This window comes from Acinetobacter sp. YH12239 (assembly GCF_013417635.1).
Classification (GTDB): Bacteria; Pseudomonadota; Gammaproteobacteria; order Pseudomonadales; family Moraxellaceae; genus Acinetobacter.
The window spans coordinates 51,413-76,276 of sequence record NZ_VPDP01000007.1 but is presented as its reverse complement, the minus strand read 5'-3'; the positions used below and the strand labels follow the sequence as shown (position 1 = coordinate 76,276).

Sequence of the window (24,864 nt, the reverse complement as noted above, 5' to 3'; positions counted from 1 at the left end):
TATGTATATCTAGATTTTTGACTATGAAAATTCAATTTAAAGCCTTGCTTACAGCGGGCTTACTCGCAACAGGTTTATCGTTCAGTGTGTCTTCTCAAGCAGCACAACGTGATTTCCTGAACGTATCTTATGATGCGACTCGTGAATTTTATGATGAGTTTAATCAATCATTTGGTCAATATTGGCAGTCAAGAACTGGAGTGAAAGTCAACTTTAAACAATCTCATGGTGGCTCAGGTAAACAAGCACGCTCTGTGGTTGATGGCTTGAAAGGTGACGTTGTCACTTTGGCTTTGGCAAATGATATTGAAGAGATCGTGAAATCGGGTCAAATCAATAAAGGATGGCAAAAAGAGTTCCCTTATAACTCTGCACCTTATACATCAACCATTGTTTTTATGGTGCGTAAAGGTAACCCTAAAAAAATTCAGGATTGGCAAGATCTTGTTAAACCGGGTGTAGAAATCATCACACCAAACCCTAAAACAGGTGGACTACCACGCTGGGTATATTTATCAGCTTGGGGTTATGCACTCAAACAACCAGGTGGTAATGAAGCGAAAGCAAAAGACTTTGTCGGCAAGATGTACCATAACGTCAAAGTGATGGACTCTGCGGCGCGCGCTTCTATGACGACATTTGCTGAGCGTAAAATTGGCGATGTGTTGCTCACTTGGGAAAATGAAGCACTGGTCACTCAAAAAGCCTTGGGCAAAGATCAGTTTGATATTGTTTATCCATCTATTTCGATTTTAACAGAGCCTTCTGTTGCCATCGTTGATCGTACTGTAGATAAAAATGGCAATAAATGGTTGGCAACTGGCTATATCAACTATTTATATTCACCATTAGGTCAGGAGATGGCTGCTAAGCATTTCTATCGTCCGCGTAATGCTGAAGTGTTAGCAAAATACTCAAAACAATTTCCTAAGTTAAAAACATTCACCATTGATGAGGTTTTCGGTGGTTGGGCAAAAGCACAACAAGCACACTTTGTGAATGGTGCGATTTTTGATCAGATTTATAACAGCCGTCGTTAATATACCGAAGTAATTGAAATTCAATAAAAAAGCCTCTAAGTGAGGCTTTTTTATTTGAACATTCCAGTGAATGAAACGGTTTTGCCTATAGAAAGTAAAATTTACCTACAAAAAGTCGTTTGGAGCTTTATTAAAACAAGGTAATAATGTGCAGTTAAATTTTTAGATGTTCTGAAACGTTATTATGTCGCATATTTCTGTATTACTTCATGAAACTGTAGATGCTCTATTGGGTGGGCGTAATACAGGGATTTATGTAGATGGCACCTTTGGTCGAGGAGGTCATACTCGGCTTCTCTTGTCTAAAATAGATGAACATTCTCGTGTCTATGCCTTTGATAAAGATCCGCAGGCTTTGGCTGTGGCTGCTCAGTTAGAACAAGAAGATCCAAGATTTACCATTATTCATGCAAGTTTTGCAGATATTAAAACAGCCCTAAATCAACGCGGTGTTGAAACTGTCGATGGTGTTATGGCAGATTTGGGTGTGTCATCACCACAGCTTGATCAGGCCGAACGTGGTTTTAGCTTTATGAAAGATGGTCCACTGGATATGCGAATGGACAACTCTCAAGGCTTAACTGCAGCGCAATGGTTGGTTGAAGTTGATGAAGAGCATTTAGCGAATATTATTTTTCAATATGGTGAAGAACGATATAGCCGCCGCATTGCGAAAGCGATTAAAGCAGCAGGTTATATTGAGACTACAGGTCAATTGGCTGAAATTGTAAAAGTTGCCCATCCGAAATGGGAAAAGAATAAGCATGCTGCGACACGTACATTCCAAGCAATTCGAATTGAAATCAATAAAGAATTAGAAGATGTGCATGCTTTTTTACCTGAAGCACTGGATATGCTTCATAATGGAGGGCGATTAGCGGTCATCAGTTTCCATTCCTTAGAAGATCGAATTATTAAACAATTTATTCAAAAAGAGTCGACTTTAACTGAGGATGATGGTTGGGGCTTACCTCAGAAACCTAAAGAAACTCGTCGTTTGAAAAAAATTGATCGCGTACGTGCGAGTGAAGAAGAAGTGAAACAAAATCCGCGCTCTAGAAGTGCTTGGTTGCGAGTTGCAGAGCGAATAAATTTTAAAGGCGAATAATGAAAAAGGAAAAAGACGTAGAACAACAGGAACCTGTAGCAACGCCCTTGGTGAGAAAAAAAATACTGATCTATAGCATTTTAACCGCAATGGTCATGGTGAGCGCATTTATGGTGGTCTATCAGGTCTATTCTTATCGTCAAGATTTTCGTGAATTCAATACGCATATGCGTGAGCTTGAAGACATCAATGCTGAATGGGGTCGTCTACTTATTGAGCAACAGACATTTGGAGCGACTGCACAGATTGGGACACGTGCAGTGACACAATTACGTATGTATTCACCACCAACATCACAGACTGTGGTGATTTCACTTCCTGCTGAAACCGCGAAAAATCGATAGGCACGCTGAATGGTTGATAAAAGCAAAACAAAACAAACACGTAAAAAACAGCAGCCCATTACACAGAAAAGAACCGTTGCTGTAGATATGTGGCGTTTCTATTTAATGTGGGGCTTAGTCCTGACATTTTTTGTGGTATTGGTTGCACGTGCCTTTTATGTTCAAATTGTGAACAAAGACTTTTTGCAAAATAAAGCCAATGCCAAAATTTTACGTACTGAAAAATTAAGCGCGATGCGAGGGGTTATTAGCGACCGTAATGGTGTGCCATTAGCAATTAGTACACCGATTATGAAGGTGGTGATTGATCCTCAACATTATTTTGAAACTAAAGCAACTTTTGATGAAATCACCGAAGAGTTAAAAAAGAATCCAACCAGTCGTAAATTAAAAAATCAGTTACCACAGGAAAACCTGAATTTAGATGAGCTAGCAGATGCAGTTGGGTTGGATCGAGCTGACCTCAAAAAGCGTGTTCAAGATCGAGCTCGTTCACGTTATTTAGTATTGAAAAAAGAAGTACCACCTGCTCAAGCGGCTCTGTTAGCACAACGTAATTTTGCTGGCGTATATTCTGAAAAATCATATAAACGTTATTACCCACAACCACAACCCAACTCTCAAATCATTGGTTTAACCAATACCGAGGGAACAGGGATTGAAGGTTTGGAGATGCAGCTGAATAAGCGGCTTGCAGGGGTCAATGGCGAACAGAAAATTGTACGTGATAAGCATGGTAACCGTGTTCAAGTTCCAGAAGTTATTAAAGAAGTTGAAGCTGGGGAAAATATTACACTCAGTATTGATTCTCGATTGCAATACATTATGTATCGAGAGCTTACCGCGGTAGGCGTGGCAAATAATGCACGTTCTGCTACAGCAATTGCGGTCGATGTCAAAACCGGTGAAATTCTAGCGATGACCAGTTGGCCGTCGTATAACCCGAATGATAAAAAAAGTTTATCCAATAAAGATGCAATGCGAAATCGCGGTGCAGTTGACTCGTTTGAACCAGGTTCGACGATGAAACCATTAACGGTGGCGATGGCGCTTGAAAGTGGTAAGTACACTGCAAACTCAGTCGTTAATACCACCCCAGGGTCGATGCGTGTCGGTAATCATACAATTCGTGATACGCATAATTATGGAGCGCTTACTTTAGGTGGCATTATTCAAAAATCCTCCAACGTAGGTGTAGCGAAAATTGCTTTATCTTTGCCTTATCCGACTTTACCAACGTTCTATAAACGTCTTGGTTTTGGACAGCGTTCGGCTGTTAAATTCCCTGGTGAAAGCCCAGGTCTAATCTTACCGCCAAGTAAATGGAATATTTCAGAAGTTGCAACCATGTCCTATGGATATGGTCTCAATGCCACGGTACTCCAATTGGCAGATGCTTATGCCATGCTGGCAAATAAAGGGAAGAAAGTTCCTTTAAGTTTGTACAAGCTGGATGAAGCTCCTCAAGGTGAACAAATGATTGATCCTAAAATTGCGGATCAAGTCTTGTTAATGATGGAGACAGCAACATTACCAGGCGGTACAGCGACTCGTGCTCAAATACCAGGTTATCGAGTTGCAGGTAAAACGGGTACAGCACACAAATTACGTGCTGACCGTAAAGGTTATTCGACCAATGAATATCGAGCTTTATTTGCAGGTGTTGCACCTGTAAGTGATCCACGTTTGGCGATGGTCGTCGTGGTCGAAAATCCGAAAGGCACATATTACGGTGGTACTGTATCAGCACCTGTTTTCGCAAAAGTAATGCAGGAATCGCTGAGACTATTAAACGTACCATTGGATAAACCCTTAGATACTCCAAAATCCATTCCATAGGTGATGAATGTCGATTACATTTCAACAAATCTACGCTGTAGATCATCCAGCAGAATGGATGCAACAAGCATTTAATGGCTTCCAATTAGATAGTCGTAAAGTTGAAGCGGGACAAGTATTTATTGCTTTGACTAGTCTTTCTCAACCTGAAAAAACTGCAGAGTATGCACAGAAGGCACTGGATCTTGGTGCTTTGGCTATTATTTCAGAACAAGATTTAGGTTTAACGCCAAGTTTGATCGTTCCGAATGTGCGTATGCTCATGGGACAATGGCAGAAAGATTATTTGCAACAGACACAACCAGTAAATCCACTTCGAGTATTGGCTGTCACGGGAACCAATGGTAAAACGACCATTTCAAGGCTTGTTGCAGAGCTATTGATGTTAAGCAAACACCCATGCGCGGTGATGGGGACGACTGGGAATGGGGTTTTACCTCACCTTGAAGCATCTACACATACCACGTTGGATGCATTGCATATGCAAAATCAATTGCATGCTTATGCTCAGCAGGGGGCTAAGTTTGCTGCTATTGAAGCAAGCTCCCATGGTCTTGAACAGGGGCGTCTCAATGGAACGCCAATTGAAGTTGCTGCTTACAGTAATTTAAGTCGCGATCATTTGGATTATCACAAGACTTTAGAGGCCTATGCTGAGGCAAAATCACGCTTATTTCAGTTTGAGAGTCTTAAAGTTGCAATTATCAATATCGATGATGCTTACGCAAATATCATGCTCAAAGCGGCGGAGCAAAATCGAGCAAAACCTAAAATTTTGACTTATTCCACCACTCAACCCGCGGATTACCGTGTTGAAGAGATTCAATATAGTTTAGACGGTGTTCATTTTAAATTGGTGACCAAGACCCAAAGCTATTTAGTGAATAGTCCATTATTGGGTCATTTTAATATTGAAAATGTAGTTGCGAGCTTAATCTCTGTTGAACAGGCGGGTTTAGATTTATCTCAGTTAGTCGCTTTAGTTCCTCAGCTAAAAGGCGCGCCAGGGCGTATGCAAGTGTTGCGTGATCAAGATCGTTTGTTTGTTGTGGATTATGCGCACACTCCTGATGCATTAATTCAGGTTCTTCAAACATTAAAACGTCATGTTTCACAGCAATTATGGGCTGTGTTTGGGTGCGGTGGTGATCGTGATCGCGGTAAACGACCATTAATGACACAGGCTGCTTTAGATCATGCAGATGTTGTATTACTCACCTCAGATAATCCACGTACTGAAAACCCAGAACAAATTTTTGCTGACATGAAGGCTGGAATTGAATTTTTGAACAGAGATGTTCATGAAATTCATGATCGTCGTGAAGCGATTAAGTTTGCAGTGAAAACAGCGAAAGCAGGTGACATTGTTGTGATTGCAGGCAAAGGCCACGAAAATTATCAAGAGATTGATGGTGTCCGTCATTGGTTTGATGATGTGGTAGAAGTCCAAGCAGCCATTAAGGGTCAGCATGCGACTGAGCCAGCATCTTATCCAGCAGACTAAGGAATCATTATGCACACATCTACTACAAGTACTGCGACACTTGTCCCATGGGCTTTGTCTGATCTAGTTGCTGCTACTCAAGGGTATTGGTTGAATGATAAAAAACCGACTGGAGAAGTAAAGCGTATTTTGACAGATTCACGTCATGCGGAGTCGGGGGATGCTTTTTTAGCCTTGAAAGGTGAGCGTTTTGATGCGCATGACTTTGTTCAACAAGTGGCTGAAAAAGGCTGTCAGATTGCGATTGTTGAGCGGCCTTTAGACATTGATATTTGTCAGTTGGTGGTAACAGATACGAGATTAGCATTAGGTATGCTTGGTGCATTTCGTCGCGCTCAGCATACGCAATTAAAAGTTATAGCACTGACTGGTAGTAGCGGCAAAACGACGACTAAAGAAATGCTTGGTAGTATTCTTGCTCGCAAAGCACCGACATTGATCACGCGAGGTAATCTCAATAATGATCTGGGTGTGCCTATGATGCTATTGGAGCTTCGACCAGATCATGAATATGCAGTGATGGAGCTCGGAGCTAGTCATCAAGGAGAAATTGACTATACCTCGAAGCTTGTTCAACCTCATGTTGCGGGTATTATTAATATCGGTACGGCTCATCTTGGTGAGTTCGGTGGGCGTGACGGAATTTGTAAAGCTAAATCTGAAATCTATGGTCATGTTTCAGAAACTTCGATCGTACCAGCAGCTGATGATTATATAGACCAGATCCGTCAAAGTGTGAGAACAACAAAAACCTTAAGTTTTGGAGAAGGTGGCGATGTCTATGCTTCAGATATTCAGCTGAATCCACAAAGTGCTCAATTTAAATTACATACGCCTGTAGGTGTCCAACCCGTGGATTTACCTTTTGCTGGTGAGCATAATGTTCAAAATGCTTTGGCAGCTGCTGCATTTGCATTGTCATTAAATATCAGCTTGGATGATATTGTCACGGGTTTAGAACAAGCTGTGGGTGCAAAGGGGCGTTTGAATTTTATTCAAAAAAATGATTTTTTATTTATCGATGATACATACAATGCCAATCCGACGTCGATGCGTGCAGCGGGTGAAGTGCTTGCACAGCAAGAAGGTATTCGTGTCATGGTGATTGGGGATATTGGTGAGTTAGGTCCGACTGCTGCTCAACAACATTATTTACTCGGGCGAGATTTGGTTTCGATTCGCGGACTCAACTTTGTTGTTGCTGTTGGTGAGTTTGCACCAGCAACACAGGAAGGCGCACGTAGTACTCAGTACGGGAAAAAGTTACAAGCTTTCCTCAATCAAGAGCAAGCTCTACCATTTTTAATTAGTCTAATCGAAACACATCAACCGCAAAAAATGAGTTTCTTATTCAAAGGTTCTCGTTATACCCATATGGAAACGTTGATGGCAGATTTGATGGAGAAACTCTAAATGCTGTTATGGTTATTTGAACAACTTTCCGGCTATCACAGCTCGTTCCAAGTGGTTCGTTATTTAACATTACGTGCGCTGCTCAGTGTCTTGACAGCACTCACGATAGGTCTAGTTCTTGGTCCTGTTATGATCCGTAAGTTACAAGCTTTAAAATATGGCCAAGCGGTAAGTTCTTTCGCTCCGGAAAACCATGCCAAAAAAATGGGAACACCAACCATGGGTGGTCTCCTTATTTTGCTTTCTATTGGGATTTCAACTTTACTTTGGGCAGACCTTTCAAACCCTTATGTTTGGATTGTGCTTGGCGTGATGGTGATATTTGGTGCCGTAGGTTGGGCTGATGACTGGATTAAAATCCGTTATAAAGACAATGCAGGTTTGCCAGCACGTAAGAAGTTTTTTTGGACATCTGTCGCTTCTCTAGGTGCAGGGATATCACTCTACGTAATTGCGACTCAGCAAACTAATCCTGTACACACTGCGAATATGTTGGATTTGCTGATCCCTTTCTTTAAAGATCTTACAATTCCTTTATCGGTAATCCCTTTAGGGATCGGCTTTATTATATTCACTTATTTAGTGATTAATGGTGCGTCTAATGCTGTTAACCTAACTGACGGTTTAGATGGCCTTGCAATTATGCCAATTGTATTGGTTGCGGCGGGCTTAGGGGTGTTTGCTTATTTGGCGGGTGATGTTCGTTTTGCAAATTATTTACATATTCCCTATGTGAAATACTCATCTGAACTCGTTGTTATTTGTGCTGCAATGATAGGTGCAGGTTTAGCATTCCTTTGGTATAACGCGCATCCTGCACAAGTATTTATGGGTGATGTTGGTGCCTTGTCGCTTGGAGCGATGCTGGGAACTATTGCGGTGATGGTACGTCAGGAAATTGTATTTGCAATTATGGCGGGTGTATTTGTAGTCGAAGCAGTCTCTGTATTCTTACAAATCGGTTCGCTTCGTATGCGAAATAAACGTGTTTTCCTTATGGCGCCGTTACATCATCACTATGAAAAGAAAGGATGGCGTGAAACACAGGTGGTCATCCGTTTCTGGATTATCACAATTATGCTGGTAGTTTTAGGTCTAATGACCTTAAAATTGCGCTAAGCAAGAATCAAATGAGATCAAGTCGGCTTATGCCGGCTTTTTTTCATCGCTAAAATTTTTTGGAGAAATTGATGAATCTGTTGATGTGTCCTGTTTGTCGCGAGGCATTGGCGCTTGAGGGGAAAACATGGCGCTGCAAGAGTAATCATAGTTACGATATTGCAAAGCAGGGTTATGTGAATTTGCATGTCGTACAGCATAAACACAGTAAGAATCCAGGGGATACCCCTGAGTCTGTTCAAGCTAGACGGTCGTTTTTGTCAGCGGGATTTTATGCGCCATTACAGCAAGCTGTCGTTGCTAAAATCCGAGAATTACGTATTGAAAATCTTTTAGATATTGGTTGCGGTGAAGGATATTACACCAATGCAATGGAAGCTGAAGCGATACAAGTTGTGGGGGTGGATATTGCTAAAACTGCAGTTCAGGTAGCAGCAAAATTAAATCAAAATGTCACTTGGGTTGTGGGTACGGGGGCTGTGTTGCCTGTTTTAAGCGAGACCATCGATTTATGTACCAGTTTATTTAGTCCTATTCCCGAGGCGGAAATATTACGTGTATTAAAATCATCGGGGTATTTAATGGTTGTTACCCCAGGTCCACAACATTTATATAAAATGCGAGAAGCACTATTTGAAGAAGTTAAGGCACATGAGCCACATAAATTTGTAGCGCAGTTGAGCGAGCACTTTGAATTAATTGATGAAAGCTTAATCCAAGCACCATTGGTGTTAAACCAAAATGATTTAAAGTCTCTTATCGCAATGACGCCATATGCTTATAAGGCGAAGCCTGAACGGCGTGAGCAATTAGAGCAAGTTGAAAAATTTGAATTGAGTGCAGAGTTTCAGATCTATATTTTAAAAAAGAAAAGTTAAAAGAAGCCCTCTTTTAGAGGGCTTTATTTTGGTTATTGAACTTGATTAATCAAATTTTCGATTGAATCTCGTTTAACTTGTGGTGTTGAATTCATATCCGGTGGTATCGACGACGTCGGAGTTAACGGTTGATCGGTATCTGGTAGATCATCAAAATCGCGATCATTCGTTGGTGCTACCACTGGGGCTGGGCGGTAAATCGGACGAGCTAAAGGTGGAGTTTTATCTTTTTGCTCATGGTTTAATGTCTGTACACGACCACGTTGTTCTCGAGTTAAAGGAGCTTTTGCATTTTTATCTAAACTTACCCAAGCATATGGTGTATTGGCAAGAGACTTCTCCATAAAGTCACTCCATATTGGAAGAGCAGCGATACCCCCATATTCACGACGACCTAGCGTAGTCGGTTGGTCGAAACCTACCCATGAAACTGCGACTAGATTGCCGTTAAAGCCAGCGAACCAAGCATCTTTTGCATCATTGGTTGTTCCTGTTTTACCTCCTAAATCACCACGACCAATTTTCAATGCTGCGCGACCAGTACCATGCTGAATTACGTCTCGTAAAATATTCGCCATATCAAATGCTGAGCTGGATTTTAAAATTCGATGTGCTTGACGATATTGGCTACGCTCTTCATCAGTTAAAGTGGGTTGCTTATCCTCTAAAGACTGATTGGTAACTTCAATAATTTCGTCGTCTGGTGTTGTTGCTTCAGCAGTGGTTGTACCTTGCTTCTGAGATTTAATACATGAAATACATGCGTATTCTGGATTGGCTTGATAAATCACTTTGCCGTAAGCATCCTCAATACGGCTAATGAAGTGAGGTTGCACGCGGAAACCGCCATTGGCAATTGCGGCATAGCCTGTTGCCATTTGAACAGGGAGTACTTGAGGTGTTCCTAATGCAATCGTGTAGTTACGTGGAATCTGATCATCCTGCAAACCAAAATCCATAAACAATTGGCGAGTACGTTCTAGACCAACTGTTTGTAAGAGGCGAACAGAGACAGTATTACGTGACAAATATAAAGCGCGACGTAATGGAATCATCCCCAAATAGCGCCCATCAGAATTGCGTGGTGACCATTTACCAATGGTAATGGGGTTATCACTAACCATGGTATGCGGCGTCATACCTCGTTCAAGTGCAAGCGAGTAGACAAATGGTTTGATAATAGAGCCAGGTTGACGCCAACCTTGCAGCGCACGGTTAAATTTCGATTGATAAAAATTATATCCACCAACGATCGCGACAATTGAGCCATCATTTGGGTTAAGTGCAATTAACTGACCTTGTACACGAGGCACCTGTACCAAGGACCACATACTACGATTTTGATTTGGACGTAGACGAACAATATCTTTGACTTTTACAATTTGTGAAGCATTGCTAGGTGCACCACCCACACTATTGGCATTGCGATAGCGTCTCGCCCAAGACATGCCAGACCAAGGAACAGTGACTGATGAACCATCTTGTAAAGTTGCTTCAAAAGAAATACTTAAAACTTTAGTGACTTCAGCAGGGTAGGTGTTTGCAAATGGTACAAAGTCTTTTAAGGGTTTGTCATGGGCTTCTGGGCCACGCCATCCATGACGACGGTCATAACTTTCTAAACCAACACGAACTGCTTCTTCGGCAAAGGCTTGACGATTGTAATCAATAGTGGTGTAAACCTTATATCCTGAATCGATCGCGAGATCGCCGAATTTTTTTACGAGTTCCGAACGAACCATTTCACCGACATAAGGGAATTTATTGTTAATACCGCGATCAGGCATGTCCAAAGCGATAGGCTCTGATACAGCATCTTCATATTCAATTTGGCTAATATAACCCAACTGTAGCATACGACCTAAAATCCAATTGCGACGTTCTAACGCACGTTCAGGATTGGCCACAGGATTATACTTAGAGGGTGCTTTAGGTAATCCTGCAATCATTGCCATTTGGGCAATTGAAAGATCGTCTAAATTCTTGTTGTAATAAATTTTTGCTGCTGCGGCGATGCCATAAGCATTTTTACCGAGGAAAATTTTATTGACGTAGAGAGTTAGAATTTCTTCTTTTGATAATTTTTGTTCGATTTTACGTGCTAAGAAAATTTCGGTGAGTTTGCGCTTGAGAGTTCGTTCTGGTGTTAAATAATAGTTTTTAGCCACCTGCATGGTAATTGTAGAACCACCAGTTTGAATGTCAGAACCCGTGATCGATTCACTTACTGCACGTCCTAAACTTTTAAAACTAATACCGCTATGCTCAAAAAAAGAAGAGTCTTCTGCAGCTAAAAAAGCATGAATAAAATCTTGTGGGATTTGCTCATAATCAACTGGAACAGAAAGTTTGCCACCATATTCTGCGATTAATTGGTTATCTGCTGTATAAACTTGCAGCGGTTTTAATAATGGAGCCTTCTTAAAAGCAGTCATCTCTGGCAAAGATGGTGCAATATAGAGATACATTCCATAAAATCCCATTGGAATTGTGACTAAGATAATGATAATCAGCAAAAAAAAAGGGTGAATCTGTCCACAACAAGATAGCTTTTTCATAACAAGTAAGTTTTAATAGGTGCTAAAGGCAAACTAATAGAAGGTCAGTATAGCTTCTCATTTAACAGAATGTTAGTTGAGTTATTATATCCGCAAAAAAATTAGACCAAGTGTAGTTAGTTTGTATTGTGCTGTTGTTGGGGACAAAAAAATAATAGGAATTGCATTGTGCTTAGACTATATCGTAAGCCAAATAAGGGGTTAGTGGGGGTAGATGTTAGTTCGACCTCTGTTAAGCTATTAGAGCTATCAGTTAAAAACGGTCGCTATTGGGTTGAAAGTTACGGGTTAAGTCCATTGGTTGATGGGAGTGTTGTTGAAAAAAACATCCTCAATCAGGATAACGTGGCTGATGCTTTAGAGCGCGCGATTAATATTGCAAATCCGCAATCAACGAATGCTGCTTTTGCAGTGCCTACGTCTATGGTGATTCACAAGGTCATCGAGATGGATGCCGACATGAGCGATGATGAGCGTGAAGTTCAGATTCGTATGGATGCTGAGCAATATATTCCATTCCCACTTGACGAAGTCAGTTTAGACTTTGAAGTGCTTCCTGAGCGATTAAACAATCCAAACAGAGTGAACGTTTTACTCGTTGCGACACGTACTGAAAACGTGGATTCTCGTATTGAAGTATTGGATTTGGTCGGCCTTACCCCAAAAGTTGCCGATGTTGAAAGCTATGCACTGGAACGTAGTTTTGAAGTCTTTGCAGATACATTGCCGATTGGTGCAAATCTTGTTGGTGTTCTTGATATTGGTCATACCATGACGACTTTATCAGTTATGCAAAATGGCAAAATTATTTACACGCGCGAACAAGTGTTTGGCGGTAAGCAATTGACTCAAGATGTGCAAAATCGTTATGGCTTATCTTATGATGAAGCTGGGCGTGCTAAAAAAGACAACACCTTACCAGATGACTTTGAAACAGAAGTTTTAATGCCATTCCTTGATGCAGTGATTCAACAAGCAGCGCGTTCATTACAGTTCTTTTTCTCTTCTTCTCAATTTAACGAGATTGATCATATTTTATTGGCGGGTGGTAATGCCAATATCCCAGGTCTTGCAAAAATGATGCAACAAAAATTGGGATATCGCGTCACTATTGCTAATCCATTTTTACAAATGGGCTTTTCTCCTCAAATCGACCTGAAAAAAATAGAAAATGATGCACCGTCATTATTGGTGGCGTGTGGCTTGGCATTGAGGAGTTTTGATTAATGGCTAAAATTAATTTACTCCCTTGGCGCGAAGAGCTAAGAGAACAGCGAAAAAAGCAATTTGTTTATATCTGTATCGCAGTGGTATTACTTGCGATTTTATCGGTTTTAGCAGCTTGGTTCTTCTTGAATCATAAATTGCAAGACCAAGAACAAGCAAACCAACTTATTGTAAGCACCAATCAAAGTTTAGACGTTCAATTAAAATCCTTGGAAGGATTGCAAGAACGTCGAAATGCAGTGATTGAGCGGATGAAACTGATTCAAGGTCTTGAAGGTCAACGACCTGTTACTGTGCGTTTAGTAGATGAATTGGTACGTGTTGTTCCTGAAACGGTGTATCTGACGAAATTTACCCGTACTGGTAATAAATTTACCATCGAAGGTAAAGCAGAAAGTCCGAATGCGGTAGCAGAGTTATTACGTGGTTTAGAAGCTTCCCAGTGGTACCGAAATGCATTTATGAATTCATTCTTGGCTGCGCCAGAAGTTAAGGAAAAAGCACCAAGTTCGGTAATCCCTCGAGTTGAAGAGTCATACGGTACATTTATCGTGACTGTTGACTTGGGTGCAATTGCTCAACCGACATCAGATATGGACGCGAATAATGTGGGAGGTGCACCATGAGTCGTAATGATTTAAATGATTTTGATTCAGATGTCACTGCACCTAAAAAGAAGTCCATGACTGTTGAAAAGTTCTTTCAGCAATTTAATACTTTGGACTCCAATAACTACGGTAGTTGGCCACTGTCTGTAAAAATTACCTGTTGGATTTTTATTTTCCTATTTGTTTGTGCTATTGGTTACTTTTTGGTGATTAAACCAAAACTTGAATCCATTGATCTTGCTAAAGCACAAGAGGTAAATTTACTGACAGAGTTTAAAGAAAAGGATTCTAAGCTCCGTAATTTGCAGCAATACCAAGCACAGTTGCAACAAATGGAAATGAATTTCAATGAGCAATTACAACAATTGCCAAAAGAAACAGAAATTCCAAGTTTAGTTGAGGACATCAACTTAACAGGTGTGAATTCAGGGCTCAAATTTAAAAATATCCGTCTCGAAAATGAAGTGGCTCAAGAATTCTTCATTGAGCAGCCAATTTCGATAGAAACGACAGGTGATTATCATTCATTTGGGCGTTTTGTGAGTGGAATTGCGTCTTTACCACGTATCGTAACCTTACATGATTTTGTGATTACAGCGACGCCGAGTACAGATAAAAAATCTGATATTCCACTGATCAATTATTCATTAAAAGCCAAAACATATCGTTATGTTGCATCGACTGAAGATACGGTAGGTTCAGCGGTTGTTCCACCAGCTGATATGCCAGCAGGAGGACAATAATGAAATCATTTAAGCTTTTGTGCGGATTAGTTATTGCAACGGCTATGGTGGGATGTGATTCGCGTATTGATGCGGTCAATCAAGAAATGGCGAATATTCGTAGCCAACCACCTTTACCGATAGAACCGGCACCTGTATTTAATCCAGTTCCAAATTTTCTTTACTCGGCGCATCAACTTCGAAGTCCATTCTTGCCAAACTCATTGGCAACAGAGCTAAGAATCATGTCGGGTAAACGTGTTTATCCTAATTTTAATCGTCAACCACAGCCTTTAGAAAGCTATGCATTGGAAACGTTAAACTTTAAAGGAAGTTTAAAACGTAACAATGGACAGATTCTCGCTTTGATTCAAACCCCTGATGGTGAGATTGAGCGTGTGCAACGTGGTAATTACATGGGGATGAACCAAGGGCGCATCGTGAAGATAACGCCGACTCAAATCGATCTGATTGAAATTGTTTCAGATGGTCGAGATGGTTATATCGAAAGACCAAGAAGCTTAGTGTTGCTTGGGCCTGTTGGTTAAGACGAGATAAGGAATAACAATGAAAAAGAGTATGCAAAATTTTTGGGGTGGGGATCGACAGTATATGAACCGTTTTCTTCGTCAATTCGCTATGACCACTGTTTCTATAGCTGTTATGCAGGCAGCGGCGGCTAAAACTACGATGACCAATATTGTGCCTTTGCAGGTGCCAGGTCAAGGAACAGAAATCCGTGTCATGTTTAACGGATTACCTCCACAGCCACAGTCGTATCAATTGGAAAATCCATCTCGACTGGTTTTGGATTTTATGCAGGCAGGTCAGACACTGGCGAATACTAAAATACCTGTGTCGACCACTGAAGCAAACTCAGTTGAAGTCATTTCTAATGATCAACGTTCACGGTTAACTGTCAATTTAACGCAGAAAGGTAGCTACACGACACGTGTTGAAGGCAATACCTTTATTTTAAAAATAAATAATCCGAACTCTGCGAAAGTGGCAACACCAGCGGCGCCAGTGGTTACACAAGCCAAAGCAGCAGAACCAGCGACTAAAACAAGTGTTTTAAAGCCAGTTATACGTCCTAATCTGACGAATAACGTTACACCTGTTGCGGCTACAGCTGTGGCAGCGACACCAGTAACGCCAACACCTGTGATTCCTGTTGCAGCACAGCAGGTATTGAAACCAACTGCACCAACGCCTACGGTTTTAAGACCTGCCGCTCCACCTGCACCAGTGGTTCGTCAGCAAGTTGCAGCACCTGTACCACCTCCAGTAGCTCCTGTTTATCAGCAGCCTGTTGCGTATACACCGCCAGCACCTGTCGCTTATCAAGCAGTACAACAAGGACTGCAAGATATTGGTTTTGAGCGCGGTAGTGCAGGTGAGGGACAAGTTGTACTGAATTTAAAAACAGCAGATACACCAGTAGATGTACAACAACAAGGTAGCAAAGTTGTGGTGCGTTTCCTCGGTAATAAAATTCCATCGCATTTGGTGCGCCGTTTAAACGTTAATGATTTTGCGACGCCAGTCTCTACAGTAGATGCTTATAATGATAAGTCGAATGGTGTAATTTCCATTCAATCGAGCGGTAGCTTCGAATATATGGCTTATCAAACAGATGGTAAGTTAACCATCAGTCTAAAACGCCCAGAAGAGAAAAAAGGCTTAAGCAGCCAAAATCGTACACCGAAATATACAGGTAATAAGATTTCTCTCGACTTCCAAGACATTGAAGTGCGCCGCGTATTACAATTGTTGGCTGATTTTACCGGCATTAATATGGTGACTTCGGATTCAGTTCAAGGGAATATTACATTACGCTTAAAAGATGTGCCTTGGGATCAAGCGCTTGATATTGTAATGAAAACCAAGAACTTGGATAAGCGTCGCAACGGAAACGTGATTTGGATTGCACCTGTTCCAGAATTGATTAAAGCCGAAGAAGAAGAGGCGAAAGCCATTGCACAAAGTGTGAAATTGGCACCATTGCAAACCGAATATATTCAATTGAGCTATGCCAAAGTTGAAGATATTGAAAAGTTGATTACTGAAGGTCGTAACAGTCGTTCTTCTAATGGTAATAATACAAACTCAACAACTGACCCATTGGGGGACAGTGTCGGGTCATTATTAAGTCCACGTGGTACAGTTTCAATTGATCCACGTACCAATACATTGATCATTAACGATACAGTTCAAAAAATTGATCAAATTCGCAAGATGATTGATTTATTGGATGTTTCTGTAAAACAAGTCATGATCGAAGCTCGTATTGTACGCGCGACAACAGATTTCACCAAAGAAATGGGTGTGAAATGGGGTGTAGTATCGAAAGGTGTTGCAACCAATAATGATCTTTTGGTTGGTGGTAGTGATCAAACGCTGTGGGATTTAAAATCACCAAGTGAGGATGGTCGTTATAATATTCAACGTCCTGATAACTTAAATGTGGATTTAGGTGTGGCTGGGGCTGCAGGTAAAATTGCATTTGGTTTAATCAATATGTCTGATTTTATGCTGGATCTTGAGTTGTCGGCACTACAAGCTGATGGCTACGGTGAGGTTATTTCTACACCAAAAGTTCTCACTGCTGACAAGCAGCAAGCGAAAGTTGCTTCGGGTCAGGAAATTCCTTACCAAACCACTGAAACTGCAGGTGGTGCTGCAACGGCGACGACTTCCTTTAAAGAAGCATTGTTAAGCTTAGAGGTAACACCAAGTATTACACCTGATGGTAAAATTCAAATGAAATTGAATATTACCAGTGATTCACCAGCAGGTTACGCACAGAATGGTGAAATCATTTTGAATAAAAATCAAATTGATACCAATGTGCTCGTGAACAACGGTGAAACTGTGGTGTTAGGTGGTATTTTCGAGCAAGAAACGATTTTTAACCAAACCAAGGTGCCTTTCTTTGGTGATATTCCTGCTGTTGGTCGTCTATTCCGTAAAGACAGTAAAACAGAGAATAAGCGTGAGTTATTAATCTTTGTGACACCAAGAATTGTTAATGACAGGCAAACTAGAAACAATTAATATAGTTTCAATGAAAGCAATTCAATAGGTGACTCCTTGCCAAGCAAAGAGTTTGAAACCCTACCGAATATTTATTTGGTAGGGCCCATGGGAGCTGGTAAAACAACCGTTGGTCGACATCTTGCAGATTTACTTCATCGAGAGTTTCTTGATAGTGATCATGAGATAGAAAGAAAAACTGGGGCGACCATCCCATGGATTTTTGAGAAAGAGGGTGAACAGGGATTCAGACATCGTGAATCACTGGTAATTGATGATTTAACATCAAAACAAAATTTAGTTGTTGCGACGGGTGGCGGTGCAGTTACTCAGTCGATTAATCGATCTTATCTAAAAGATCGAGGTATTGTGATTTACCTTTATACTCCCGTAGAAATACAACTTCAAAGAACCTACCGTGATAAAAATCGACCTTTATTACAAGTCGAAAATCCTGAACAGAAATTACGTGAATTATTGAATATTCGTGATCCGCTCTATCGTGAAGTTGCACATCATATTATTGAAACGAATCAAGGTGCTGCGCGTGATTTGGCGCAACGTATTCTTAATGTGATTGTCGCAAAAGAATTGAATTAAATTTGTTTTATTGGCTTATAACATCATGCAAACCTTATTCGTTGAACTCGGTGAACGCCGTTATCCTATTTTCATTGGTAGTGATTTAGATCCGCAACAATTACTTGAACCCTATATTCATGGGCAACAGGTCATGATTGTCACCAATGAAACGGTTAAACCGTTGTATTTAGATCACTATGTATCAGCTGTGGAAGGTTTGGGTAAAAAAGTTGGGACATGTGTTCTACCTGATGGTGAATGTTATAAAAATATTGAACATTTGAATTTAATTTTTGATGCCTTGCTTGAGGCAGGATTTAACCGCGATTGTACAGTGCTTGCCTTGGGTGGAGGGGTGATTGGTGACATGGCTGGATTTGCATCAGCTTGTTTCCAACGCGGAGTGTATTTTATTCAAGTCCCAACCACGCTGCTATCGCAAGTCGATTCGAGCGTTGGCGGTAAAACTGGAATCAACCACCCATTAGGCAAAAACATGATTGGCGCATTCCAGCAGCCACAGGTCGTACTTGCGGATATGGCGCAACTTAAAACATTGCCTGAGCGTGAGTTATCAGCAGGTTTGGCTGAAGTCATTAAGTATGCCCTATTAGGAGATGTTGATTTTCTTGCATGGCTTGAGGAAAACATGGATGGTCTCGTTGCACAACATCCAGAATTACTTGCTGAAGCAGTGTATCGCTCTTGTGCACACAAAGCGCGAATTGTGGCCAATGACGAGAAAGAACAGGGTGAGCGTGCATTACTGAATTTAGGTCATACCTTTGGACATGCGATTGAATCTTATCTGGGATATGGTGAGTGGTTACATGGTGAGGCTGTGGCGACGGGAATGGTGATGGCGGCAGATTTATCTTATTTAATGGGGTGGATCACAGAAGCTGACCTTGAACGTACAAAAATTATCATTCAACGTGCGAAATTACCGATAAAATGTCCTCAAATTCCACTTGATGAATTTTTGGCATATATGTCTCATGACAAAAAAGTCCTGAATGGTCAATTACGTTTAGTGCTCTTGAAGTCGCTAGGGCAAGCAGTAATTACCAAAGAGTTTGATGTGGAATTAATGAAACAAGCGATTTTACGTAATCAAGCATAATCTTAGGTTTTCTCATGACGGTACGCCACTCATCCCCACGCACAGCGCAACAATATACTTGGTTGATCGGTGGCATACTGTTTTTAGTCGCATCTTTTGTATTCTGGATTTTGACAGATAGCAAAGAGTTGGTTGCTCAGTCTAAGCAAATTGAAGAAACTCAAGTTCAGATTCAACCAGAAAAGGTAGCAGCAACAAATTATTTGGGTGGGCTGACTGATCAAGTACGACCTTTGGAATTAACTGAGCGTAAAGTTGCTTCAGGAAACCATTTGCCTGAATTTAGAGGCACAAAGTTTATTCAAGATAATAAAAATAATTATTTTATCGAACTATTTCGCGTTACCAATGAAGATGTAATTAAAAGTTTTCTTAATAAGCAAACTGATCGTAAACCATACATTTATTTTCGTTTGAGTGGTGAAGATCAAGTTGAACAGTACATTTTGGGTTATGGGCTGTTTATGGGGGAAGGTGCTGCCAAGACAACTTTAAATGGATTGGATTTAAAGTTACCACCTTCTGTAGCGCCTAAAGTTACTGGCTTTAATCAGTTTGTGGGTCAAGTCAATGACATGGGTTCTGAAGAACTAACAACTGCAAAATTATACGAAATTAAATTACGACCTGCAGCTGTACCATTGATTGATGAGTCCTTGCTGGTTCGTCCTAAGCCAACCCCTGTGGTTGATCCTGCTAAGGCAACAACTAATGTGACTATTACAAGAAAAGATCAGTCAGGAAATGTGGTTGATGTGAGACGTTCGCAATCGAATGTTGACCCTATTTCGAGCGATAATTCAAAGAATAATACGGATAAACGGAATCAAGAGGCTCAAATTAGTGATCCATTTAATTAAAATGGTATAAAATGGCGCAAAATTAAACGAAAGCATAATAAATTTGCACATCATTGGTGCGATAAAGTGGTTCTAATTTGGTGCCTTTTCGGTTAATAATGACAAAATAATTGAAATAAAACGCTTGCACGGAATAAATAAATATTGGCATAGATTTTGCTTTATTGGTGCACTGATTAAGTAAATTGTCCCTATTTTGGAGCGAAGACCTTAATTTAGTGTGCGATTTAGTCAAATTGATCTGCTTTAAATGGGTGCAAATCGTCTCGTACATTTGTGAAATTAAATCAGAAAAGACGTTCAATAACGAAAGACATATAGAATCATGTCTTTGTTTTATAAAGAAATCGTATTTGAAGAATAGATAAGTTTTGCCCAATGAGGGCCATGTTGAAGAAGGGTACGCTATGCACATGCCATCGCCTAATACTGTAGCTCCCGCTAAAGGTCTATACCAACCGGATGAGTTTAAAGATAACTGTGGTTTCGGATTAATCGCCCATATGCAAGGTGATGCGAGTCATGACTTGGTCAAGACCGCGATTCATAGTTTAAGTTGTATGACGCACCGCGGTGGTATTGCTGCAGATGGTAAGACGGGTGATGGATGTGGTCTACTTTTGGCTATGCCTAAGCAATTCTTCCGTGAAGAAGCAAAACGTTTAAGTGATATTACACTCAGTGAAATTTTTGCAGTAGGTACAGTTTTTCTTAGCCTAGATCCTGCAATTGCTGCACATGCAAAACAAGTGCTGACTAAAGAAATTGAATCAGAAGGTTTGCGTGTAATTGCATGGCGTTTAGTGCCAACCAATAATGAAGCATTAGGCTCAATTGCGATGCAGTCTTTGCCAGCTTTTGAACAAGTAATTGTTAACTGTCCAATGGGTGTTGAAGAAGTTGAGTTTAACCGTAAGTTATTCTTGGCTCGACGTCGTGCTGAACAAAAATTAAGTCAAGATAGTTCATTCTACGTTACAACACTTTGTTCAACTGTGATCTCTTATAAAGGCTTAATGATGCCTGAAGCGATTGCAGATTTTTATACAGATTTGGCTGATTCACGTTTGGAATCTCACATTGTGGTGTTCCATCAGCGTTTCTCAACCAATACATTACCACGTTGGCCATTGGCACAACCTTTCCGTTACTTAGCACACAATGGTGAAATTAATACCATTACAGCAAACCGTAACTGGGCGATGGCACGTACACCAAAGTTTGAAAACCCGCTCTTGCCAGGTTTAACTGAGCTTAACCCAATCGTAAACCGTACTGGCTCTGACTCTTCAAGTTTAGACAACATGCTCGAGATCTTGGTTGGTGGAGGTATGGACTTATTCCGTGCACTACGCATGCTCGTTCCACCAGCATGGCAAAACGTTGAAACTTTAGATGCTGATTTACGTGCATTCTATGAGTTCAACTCTAAACATATGGAAGCATGGGACGGGCCAGCAGGTCTTGTGATTCAAGATGGTCGTCATGCGATTTGTATGCTTGACCGTAATGGCTTACGTCCTGCACGTTGGGTAATTACTAAAAATGGTTACATCACACTTGCATCAGAAATTGGTGTCTGGGGTTATGAACCAGAAGATGTGGTCTCTAAAGGTCGTGTTGGACCAGGTCAGATCTTAGTCATTGACACTTTCACTGGTAAATTGCTGGATACTAAAGACGTCAGTAATCATCTGAAAAAAATGCGTCCTTATCGTCAATGGTTGCGTGAAAATTCAGTGCGTATCCAAGGCAGCCCTGAGTTAGAAGAATATCTATGTGATCAAGGCTTAAAAGGCGATGTTTTAAAAGCAGCGCAAAAAATGTTTATGGTGACATTTGAAGAGCGAGATCAGTTATTACGTCCAATCGCTGAAAGTGGTCAAGAAGCAGTAGGTTCGATGGGCGATGATACGCCGATGGCAGTATTGTCTCGTCAAGTACGCCATGTAACAGATTACTTCCGTCAACAGTTTGCTCAAGTAACTAACCCACCAATCGATCCATTACGTGAATCGATCGTAATGTCTTTAGAAACATGTTTGGGTCGTGAACAAAATGTATTTGAACAAGGTCCAGAGCATGCGGATCGATTAATTATTTCAAGCCCTGTACTGTCAAACTCTAAAATGCATCAAATTCGCACTTTAGGTCGCAAGGGCTATGAGATTGCAGATATTGATCTAAACTATGCAGAGACTGAAGGTCTAGAAGCCGCGATTACACGTATTTGTGAAGAAGCAGCGCAAGCAATTCGTGATGGCAAAACCCTATTGGTGATTTCCGATAAGAAAATCCGTGAAGGGTTCTTACCAGCCAATGCAGCGATGGTAACGGGTGCTATCCACCATTACCTCATCCATGCAGGTTTACGTACAGATGCAAACATTATTGTTGAAACAGCTTTAGCGCGTGATCCACACCAGTTTGCCGTAATGCTTGGCTTTGGCGCAACAGCAATTTACCCATATCTTGCATATGACGTCATTAATGATTTAATTGCGAAAGGTGAGTTGTTAGGTGATCCGATTCATGCACAAGCGAATTTCCGTAAAGGGATTGAAAAAGGATTGCTGAAAGTCCTTTCAAAAATGGGTATTTCGACTGTTGCTTCATATCGTGGTGGGCAGTTATTTGAAGCTGTCGGTTTATCTGAAGAAGTTGTTAATAAATGCTTCACAGGTGTTCCAAGCCGTATTAAAGGTGCAACTTTTGTTGATCTTGAAAATGATTTGAAAAAATTAGCAGAAACCGCTTGGAAATCACGTAAGCCAATTGAGCAAGGTGGTTTGCTGAAATTTGTATTTGATAAGGAATATCACGCTTTTAACCCTGATGTAATTAATGCTCTGCATAAATCTGTACGTTCTGGGAAATATGAAGATTTCAAAGAATATGCTGAGCTTGTAAATCATCGTCCAGTGGCAACCATTCGTGATTTATTTAAACTCAAAATAGAAAATTCAATTCCACTGGATCAAGTTGAATCTGTCGAGGCGATTCTTCCGCGTTTTGACTCTGCAGGGATGTCCTTAGGGGCATTATCACCAGAAGCACATGAAGCGATTGCCATTGCAATGAATACAATTGGTGGTCGTTCGAACTCAGGTGAGGGTGGTGAAGATCCAGCGCGTTACGGCACAATCCGTAACTCAAAAATCAAACAAATCGCATCAGGTCGTTTTGGTGTAACGCCTGCTTACTTAACGTCTGCAGAAGTACTGCAAATTAAAGTGGCACAAGGTGCAAAACCGGGTGAAGGTGGTCAGTTGCCAGGTGGTAAAGTGAATGGCTTAATTGCACGTTTACGCTACTCTGTACCGGGTGTGACATTAATTTCTCCACCACCGCACCACGATATTTATTCAATCGAAGATTTATCACAGTTAATTTTTGATTTAAAACAAGTTAACCCTCAAGCGATGGTCTCTGTAAAACTGGTATCTGAGCCAGGTGTGGGGACGATTGCTGCGGGTGTTGCAAAAGCCTATGCTGACTTTATCACCATCTCTGGTTATGACGGTGGTACAGCAGCATCGCCATTGTCTTCGATTCATCATGCGGGTTCGCCATGGGAGCTTGGTCTTTCTGAAGCGCATCAAGCCCTTCGTGTAAATGACTTGCGTGGTAAAGTTCGTGTTCAAACGGATGGTGGTTTAAAAACGGGTCTGGATGTAGTGAAAGCAGCTATTTTAGGTGCGGAAAGCTTCGGTTTTGGTTCTACACCAATGATTGCATTGGGTTGTAAGTACCTCCGTATCTGCCACTTAAATAACTGTGCGACTGGTGTAGCGACTCAGCAAGATCATTTACGTCAAGAGCACTATATTGGCGAACCGCAAATGCTCATTAACTTCTTCACCTTTATTGCTGAGGAAACACGTGAGTGGTTGGCTGCATTAGGTGTATCAAGTTTGAAAGACTTGATTGGTCGTACCGATTTACTAGAAATGCTACCTGGTGAAACAGATAAGCATGCACACCTAGATTTAAGTGCTTTACTTGAATCACACCCAGCTGCTGAAGGCAAAGCTCAATATTGCGAAGTTGAAGGAAATGCACCATTTGATAAAGGTGTTTTGGCTGAGTCCATGATCGCAGAAATATTGCCTGCGATTGAAGCTGGTACAGGTGGTGAATACAGTTTTAGCATTGGTAACTGTGACCGTTCTATTGGGGCACGTGTTTCAGGTGAAATCGCTCGTCGCTATGGTAACTTAAGTATGGAAGCACACCCTGTTAAAGTGAATTTGACAGGTACTGCTGGACAATCACTTGGTGTATGGAATGCGGGCGGTCTGCATATCAAGCTTGAAGGTGATGCGAATGACTATGTGGGTAAAGGTATGGCGGGTGGTCGTATCTCAATTTTCCCACCGAAGGGTTCTCCATTCCAAACACAAGAAACAGCGATCATTGGTAACACATGTTTATATGGTGCAACAGGCGGTAAATTATTTGCTGCAGGTACAGCTGGTGAACGTTTTGCTGTTCGTAACTCAGGTGCGTTCGCGGTGATTGAGGGTGCAGGCGATCACTGTTGTGAATACATGACAGGTGGTATTGTGACGGTACTGGGTAAAGTTGGTCATAACTTCGGTGCAGGTATGACAGGTGGTTTTGCTTATGTACTTGATTTAGATAATGACTTTGTTGATCATTATAATCACGAGTTGATCGAGCTTAATCGTATTTCGACCGAATCAATGGAAGAACACAAAGAGTTCTTAAGCCGCATTTTAGATGAGCATATTAAGGAAACTGGTAGTGCTTGGGCGTACAAGATCCGTAACGAGTTTGATTTCTACAGCCGTAAATTCTGGTTGGTGAAACCAAAAGCTGCAAACTTGCAGACTTTATTAAAAACAACTCAAGCTGATCCTCAATAATTCCACTACTGCAG

At 41.1% G+C, this 24,864-nt stretch carries 18 protein-coding genes; 17 read left to right on the top strand and 1 reads right to left on the bottom strand.

Features of this window, described 5'->3' with window-relative positions; genetic code table 11:
- The first annotated feature begins 23 nt into the window (after nt 1-23).
- The 8 genes from FTV17_RS08035 to FTV17_RS08000 all read left to right on the top strand — a co-directional run bounded on the left by FTV17_RS08035 (nt 24) and on the right by FTV17_RS08000 (nt 9,245).
- Entirely contained in the window at nt 24-1,040 is a 1,017-nt protein-coding gene (locus tag FTV17_RS08035) for a sulfate ABC transporter substrate-binding protein (RefSeq protein ID WP_179998869.1), read from the top strand.
- A gap of 184 nt (nt 1,041-1,224) precedes the next feature.
- On the top strand, nt 1,225-2,148 hold the full coding sequence (gene rsmH / locus FTV17_RS08030) for a 16S rRNA (cytosine(1402)-N(4))-methyltransferase RsmH (protein WP_179998868.1): 924 nt from the start codon (nt 1,225-1,227) through the stop codon (nt 2,146-2,148).
- On the top strand, nt 2,148-2,492 hold the full coding sequence (gene ftsL, locus FTV17_RS08025; RefSeq protein ID WP_179998867.1) for a cell division protein FtsL: 345 nt from the start codon (nt 2,148-2,150) through the stop codon (nt 2,490-2,492). Before rsmH ends, ftsL begins: the two co-directional genes overlap by 1 nt.
- A 9-nt stretch (nt 2,493-2,501) precedes the next feature.
- Complete coding sequence (gene ftsI, locus FTV17_RS08020; protein WP_035263956.1) at nt 2,502-4,331, top strand: penicillin-binding protein PBP3; 1,830 nt, start codon at nt 2,502-2,504, stop codon at nt 4,329-4,331.
- A gap of 7 nt (nt 4,332-4,338) precedes the next feature.
- Entirely contained in the window at nt 4,339-5,835 is a 1,497-nt protein-coding gene (locus tag FTV17_RS08015; protein ID WP_179998866.1) for a UDP-N-acetylmuramoyl-L-alanyl-D-glutamate--2,6-diaminopimelate ligase, read from the top strand.
- Nucleotides 5,836-5,844: 9 nt separating this feature from the next.
- Nucleotides 5,845-7,248, top strand: a complete 1,404-nt coding sequence (murF, locus tag FTV17_RS08010) for a UDP-N-acetylmuramoyl-tripeptide--D-alanyl-D-alanine ligase (protein ID WP_179998865.1) — start codon at nt 5,845-5,847, stop codon at nt 7,246-7,248.
- Entirely contained in the window at nt 7,249-8,367 is a 1,119-nt protein-coding gene (gene mraY, locus FTV17_RS08005) for a phospho-N-acetylmuramoyl-pentapeptide-transferase (RefSeq protein WP_092767279.1), read from the top strand.
- A gap of 71 nt (nt 8,368-8,438) precedes the next feature.
- Nucleotides 8,439-9,245 carry a putative RNA methyltransferase gene (locus FTV17_RS08000; protein WP_179998864.1) on the top strand — a complete coding sequence of 269 codons (807 nt, stop codon included), beginning with the start codon at nt 8,439-8,441 and terminating at the stop codon, nt 9,243-9,245.
- Nucleotides 9,246-9,277: 32 nt separating this feature from the next.
- Here FTV17_RS08000 and ponA read toward each other — a convergent pair whose 3' ends face one another.
- Nucleotides 9,278-11,803, bottom strand: coding sequence for a penicillin-binding protein PBP1a (ponA, locus tag FTV17_RS07995; protein ID WP_179998863.1), 2,526 nt, complete (start codon nt 11,801-11,803; stop codon nt 9,278-9,280).
- Nucleotides 11,804-11,971: 168 nt separating this feature from the next.
- Here ponA and FTV17_RS07990 point away from each other — a divergent pair, with 168 nt between their 5' ends.
- The 9 genes from FTV17_RS07990 (at nt 11,972) to gltB (ending at nt 24,850) form a co-directional block, all read left to right on the top strand.
- Nucleotides 11,972-13,030: a pilus assembly protein PilM gene (locus FTV17_RS07990; RefSeq protein WP_035263966.1), complete on the top strand. Its 1,059-nt coding sequence runs from the start codon at nt 11,972-11,974 to the stop codon at nt 13,028-13,030.
- On the top strand, nt 13,030-13,656 hold the full coding sequence (locus FTV17_RS07985) for a PilN domain-containing protein (protein WP_179998862.1): 627 nt from the start codon (nt 13,030-13,032) through the stop codon (nt 13,654-13,656). The genes FTV17_RS07990 and FTV17_RS07985 overlap by 1 nt, the downstream gene beginning before the upstream one ends.
- Nucleotides 13,653-14,381 (top strand): type 4a pilus biogenesis protein PilO, encoded by a 729-nt coding sequence (locus FTV17_RS07980; protein WP_179998861.1) that lies wholly within the window; start codon nt 13,653-13,655, stop codon nt 14,379-14,381. The genes FTV17_RS07985 and FTV17_RS07980 overlap by 4 nt, the downstream gene beginning before the upstream one ends.
- Nucleotides 14,381-14,908: a pilus assembly protein PilP gene (locus FTV17_RS07975; protein ID WP_179998860.1), complete on the top strand. Its 528-nt coding sequence runs from the start codon at nt 14,381-14,383 to the stop codon at nt 14,906-14,908. The genes FTV17_RS07980 and FTV17_RS07975 overlap by 1 nt, the downstream gene beginning before the upstream one ends.
- Nucleotides 14,909-14,972: 64 nt before the next feature.
- Nucleotides 14,973-17,417 (top strand): type IV pilus secretin PilQ, encoded by a 2,445-nt coding sequence (gene pilQ, locus FTV17_RS07965; RefSeq protein ID WP_373687197.1) that lies wholly within the window; start codon nt 14,973-14,975, stop codon nt 17,415-17,417.
- Between the two features lie 36 nt (nt 17,418-17,453).
- Complete coding sequence (gene aroK / locus FTV17_RS07960; protein ID WP_035263975.1) at nt 17,454-17,996, top strand: shikimate kinase AroK; 543 nt, start codon at nt 17,454-17,456, stop codon at nt 17,994-17,996.
- A gap of 25 nt (nt 17,997-18,021) precedes the next feature.
- Entirely contained in the window at nt 18,022-19,101 is a 1,080-nt protein-coding gene (gene aroB / locus FTV17_RS07955; protein WP_179998859.1) for a 3-dehydroquinate synthase, read from the top strand.
- A gap of 14 nt (nt 19,102-19,115) precedes the next feature.
- On the top strand, nt 19,116-19,961 hold the full coding sequence (locus tag FTV17_RS07950; protein WP_179998858.1) for a hypothetical protein: 846 nt from the start codon (nt 19,116-19,118) through the stop codon (nt 19,959-19,961).
- Nucleotides 19,962-20,374: 413 nt separating this feature from the next.
- Nucleotides 20,375-24,850 carry a glutamate synthase large subunit gene (gene gltB / locus FTV17_RS07945; RefSeq protein ID WP_179998921.1) on the top strand — a complete coding sequence of 1,492 codons (4,476 nt, stop codon included), beginning with the start codon at nt 20,375-20,377 and terminating at the stop codon, nt 24,848-24,850.
- The last annotated feature ends 14 nt before the right edge of the window (nt 24,851-24,864 follow it).

What these genes read in the sequence shown, in the direction of transcription:
- FTV17_RS08035 (WP_179998869.1), top strand. Translation starts at nt 24, where the DNA reads ATGAAAATTCAATTTAAAGCCTTGCTTACAGCGGGCTTACTCGCAACA.
- rsmH (WP_179998868.1), top strand. Translation starts at nt 1,225, where the DNA reads ATGTCGCATATTTCTGTATTACTTCATGAAACTGTAGATGCTCTATTG.
- ftsL (WP_179998867.1), top strand. Translation starts at nt 2,148, where the DNA reads ATGAAAAAGGAAAAAGACGTAGAACAACAGGAACCTGTAGCAACGCCC.
- ftsI (WP_035263956.1), top strand. Translation starts at nt 2,502, where the DNA reads ATGGTTGATAAAAGCAAAACAAAACAAACACGTAAAAAACAGCAGCCC.
- FTV17_RS08015 (WP_179998866.1), top strand. Translation starts at nt 4,339, where the DNA reads ATGTCGATTACATTTCAACAAATCTACGCTGTAGATCATCCAGCAGAA.
- murF (WP_179998865.1), top strand. Translation starts at nt 5,845, where the DNA reads ATGCACACATCTACTACAAGTACTGCGACACTTGTCCCATGGGCTTTG.
- mraY (WP_092767279.1), top strand. Translation starts at nt 7,249, where the DNA reads ATGCTGTTATGGTTATTTGAACAACTTTCCGGCTATCACAGCTCGTTC.
- FTV17_RS08000 (WP_179998864.1), top strand. Translation starts at nt 8,439, where the DNA reads ATGAATCTGTTGATGTGTCCTGTTTGTCGCGAGGCATTGGCGCTTGAG.
- ponA (WP_179998863.1), bottom strand. Translation starts at nt 11,803, where the DNA reads ATGAAAAAGCTATCTTGTTGTGGACAGATTCACCCTTTTTTTTTGCTG.
- FTV17_RS07985 (WP_179998862.1), top strand. Translation starts at nt 13,030, where the DNA reads ATGGCTAAAATTAATTTACTCCCTTGGCGCGAAGAGCTAAGAGAACAG.
- FTV17_RS07980 (WP_179998861.1), top strand. Translation starts at nt 13,653, where the DNA reads ATGAGTCGTAATGATTTAAATGATTTTGATTCAGATGTCACTGCACCT.
- FTV17_RS07975 (WP_179998860.1), top strand. Translation starts at nt 14,381, where the DNA reads ATGAAATCATTTAAGCTTTTGTGCGGATTAGTTATTGCAACGGCTATG.
- pilQ (WP_373687197.1), top strand. Translation starts at nt 14,973, where the DNA reads ATGAACCGTTTTCTTCGTCAATTCGCTATGACCACTGTTTCTATAGCT.
- aroB (WP_179998859.1), top strand. Translation starts at nt 18,022, where the DNA reads ATGCAAACCTTATTCGTTGAACTCGGTGAACGCCGTTATCCTATTTTC.
- FTV17_RS07950 (WP_179998858.1), top strand. Translation starts at nt 19,116, where the DNA reads ATGACGGTACGCCACTCATCCCCACGCACAGCGCAACAATATACTTGG.
- gltB (WP_179998921.1), top strand. Translation starts at nt 20,375, where the DNA reads ATGCCATCGCCTAATACTGTAGCTCCCGCTAAAGGTCTATACCAACCG.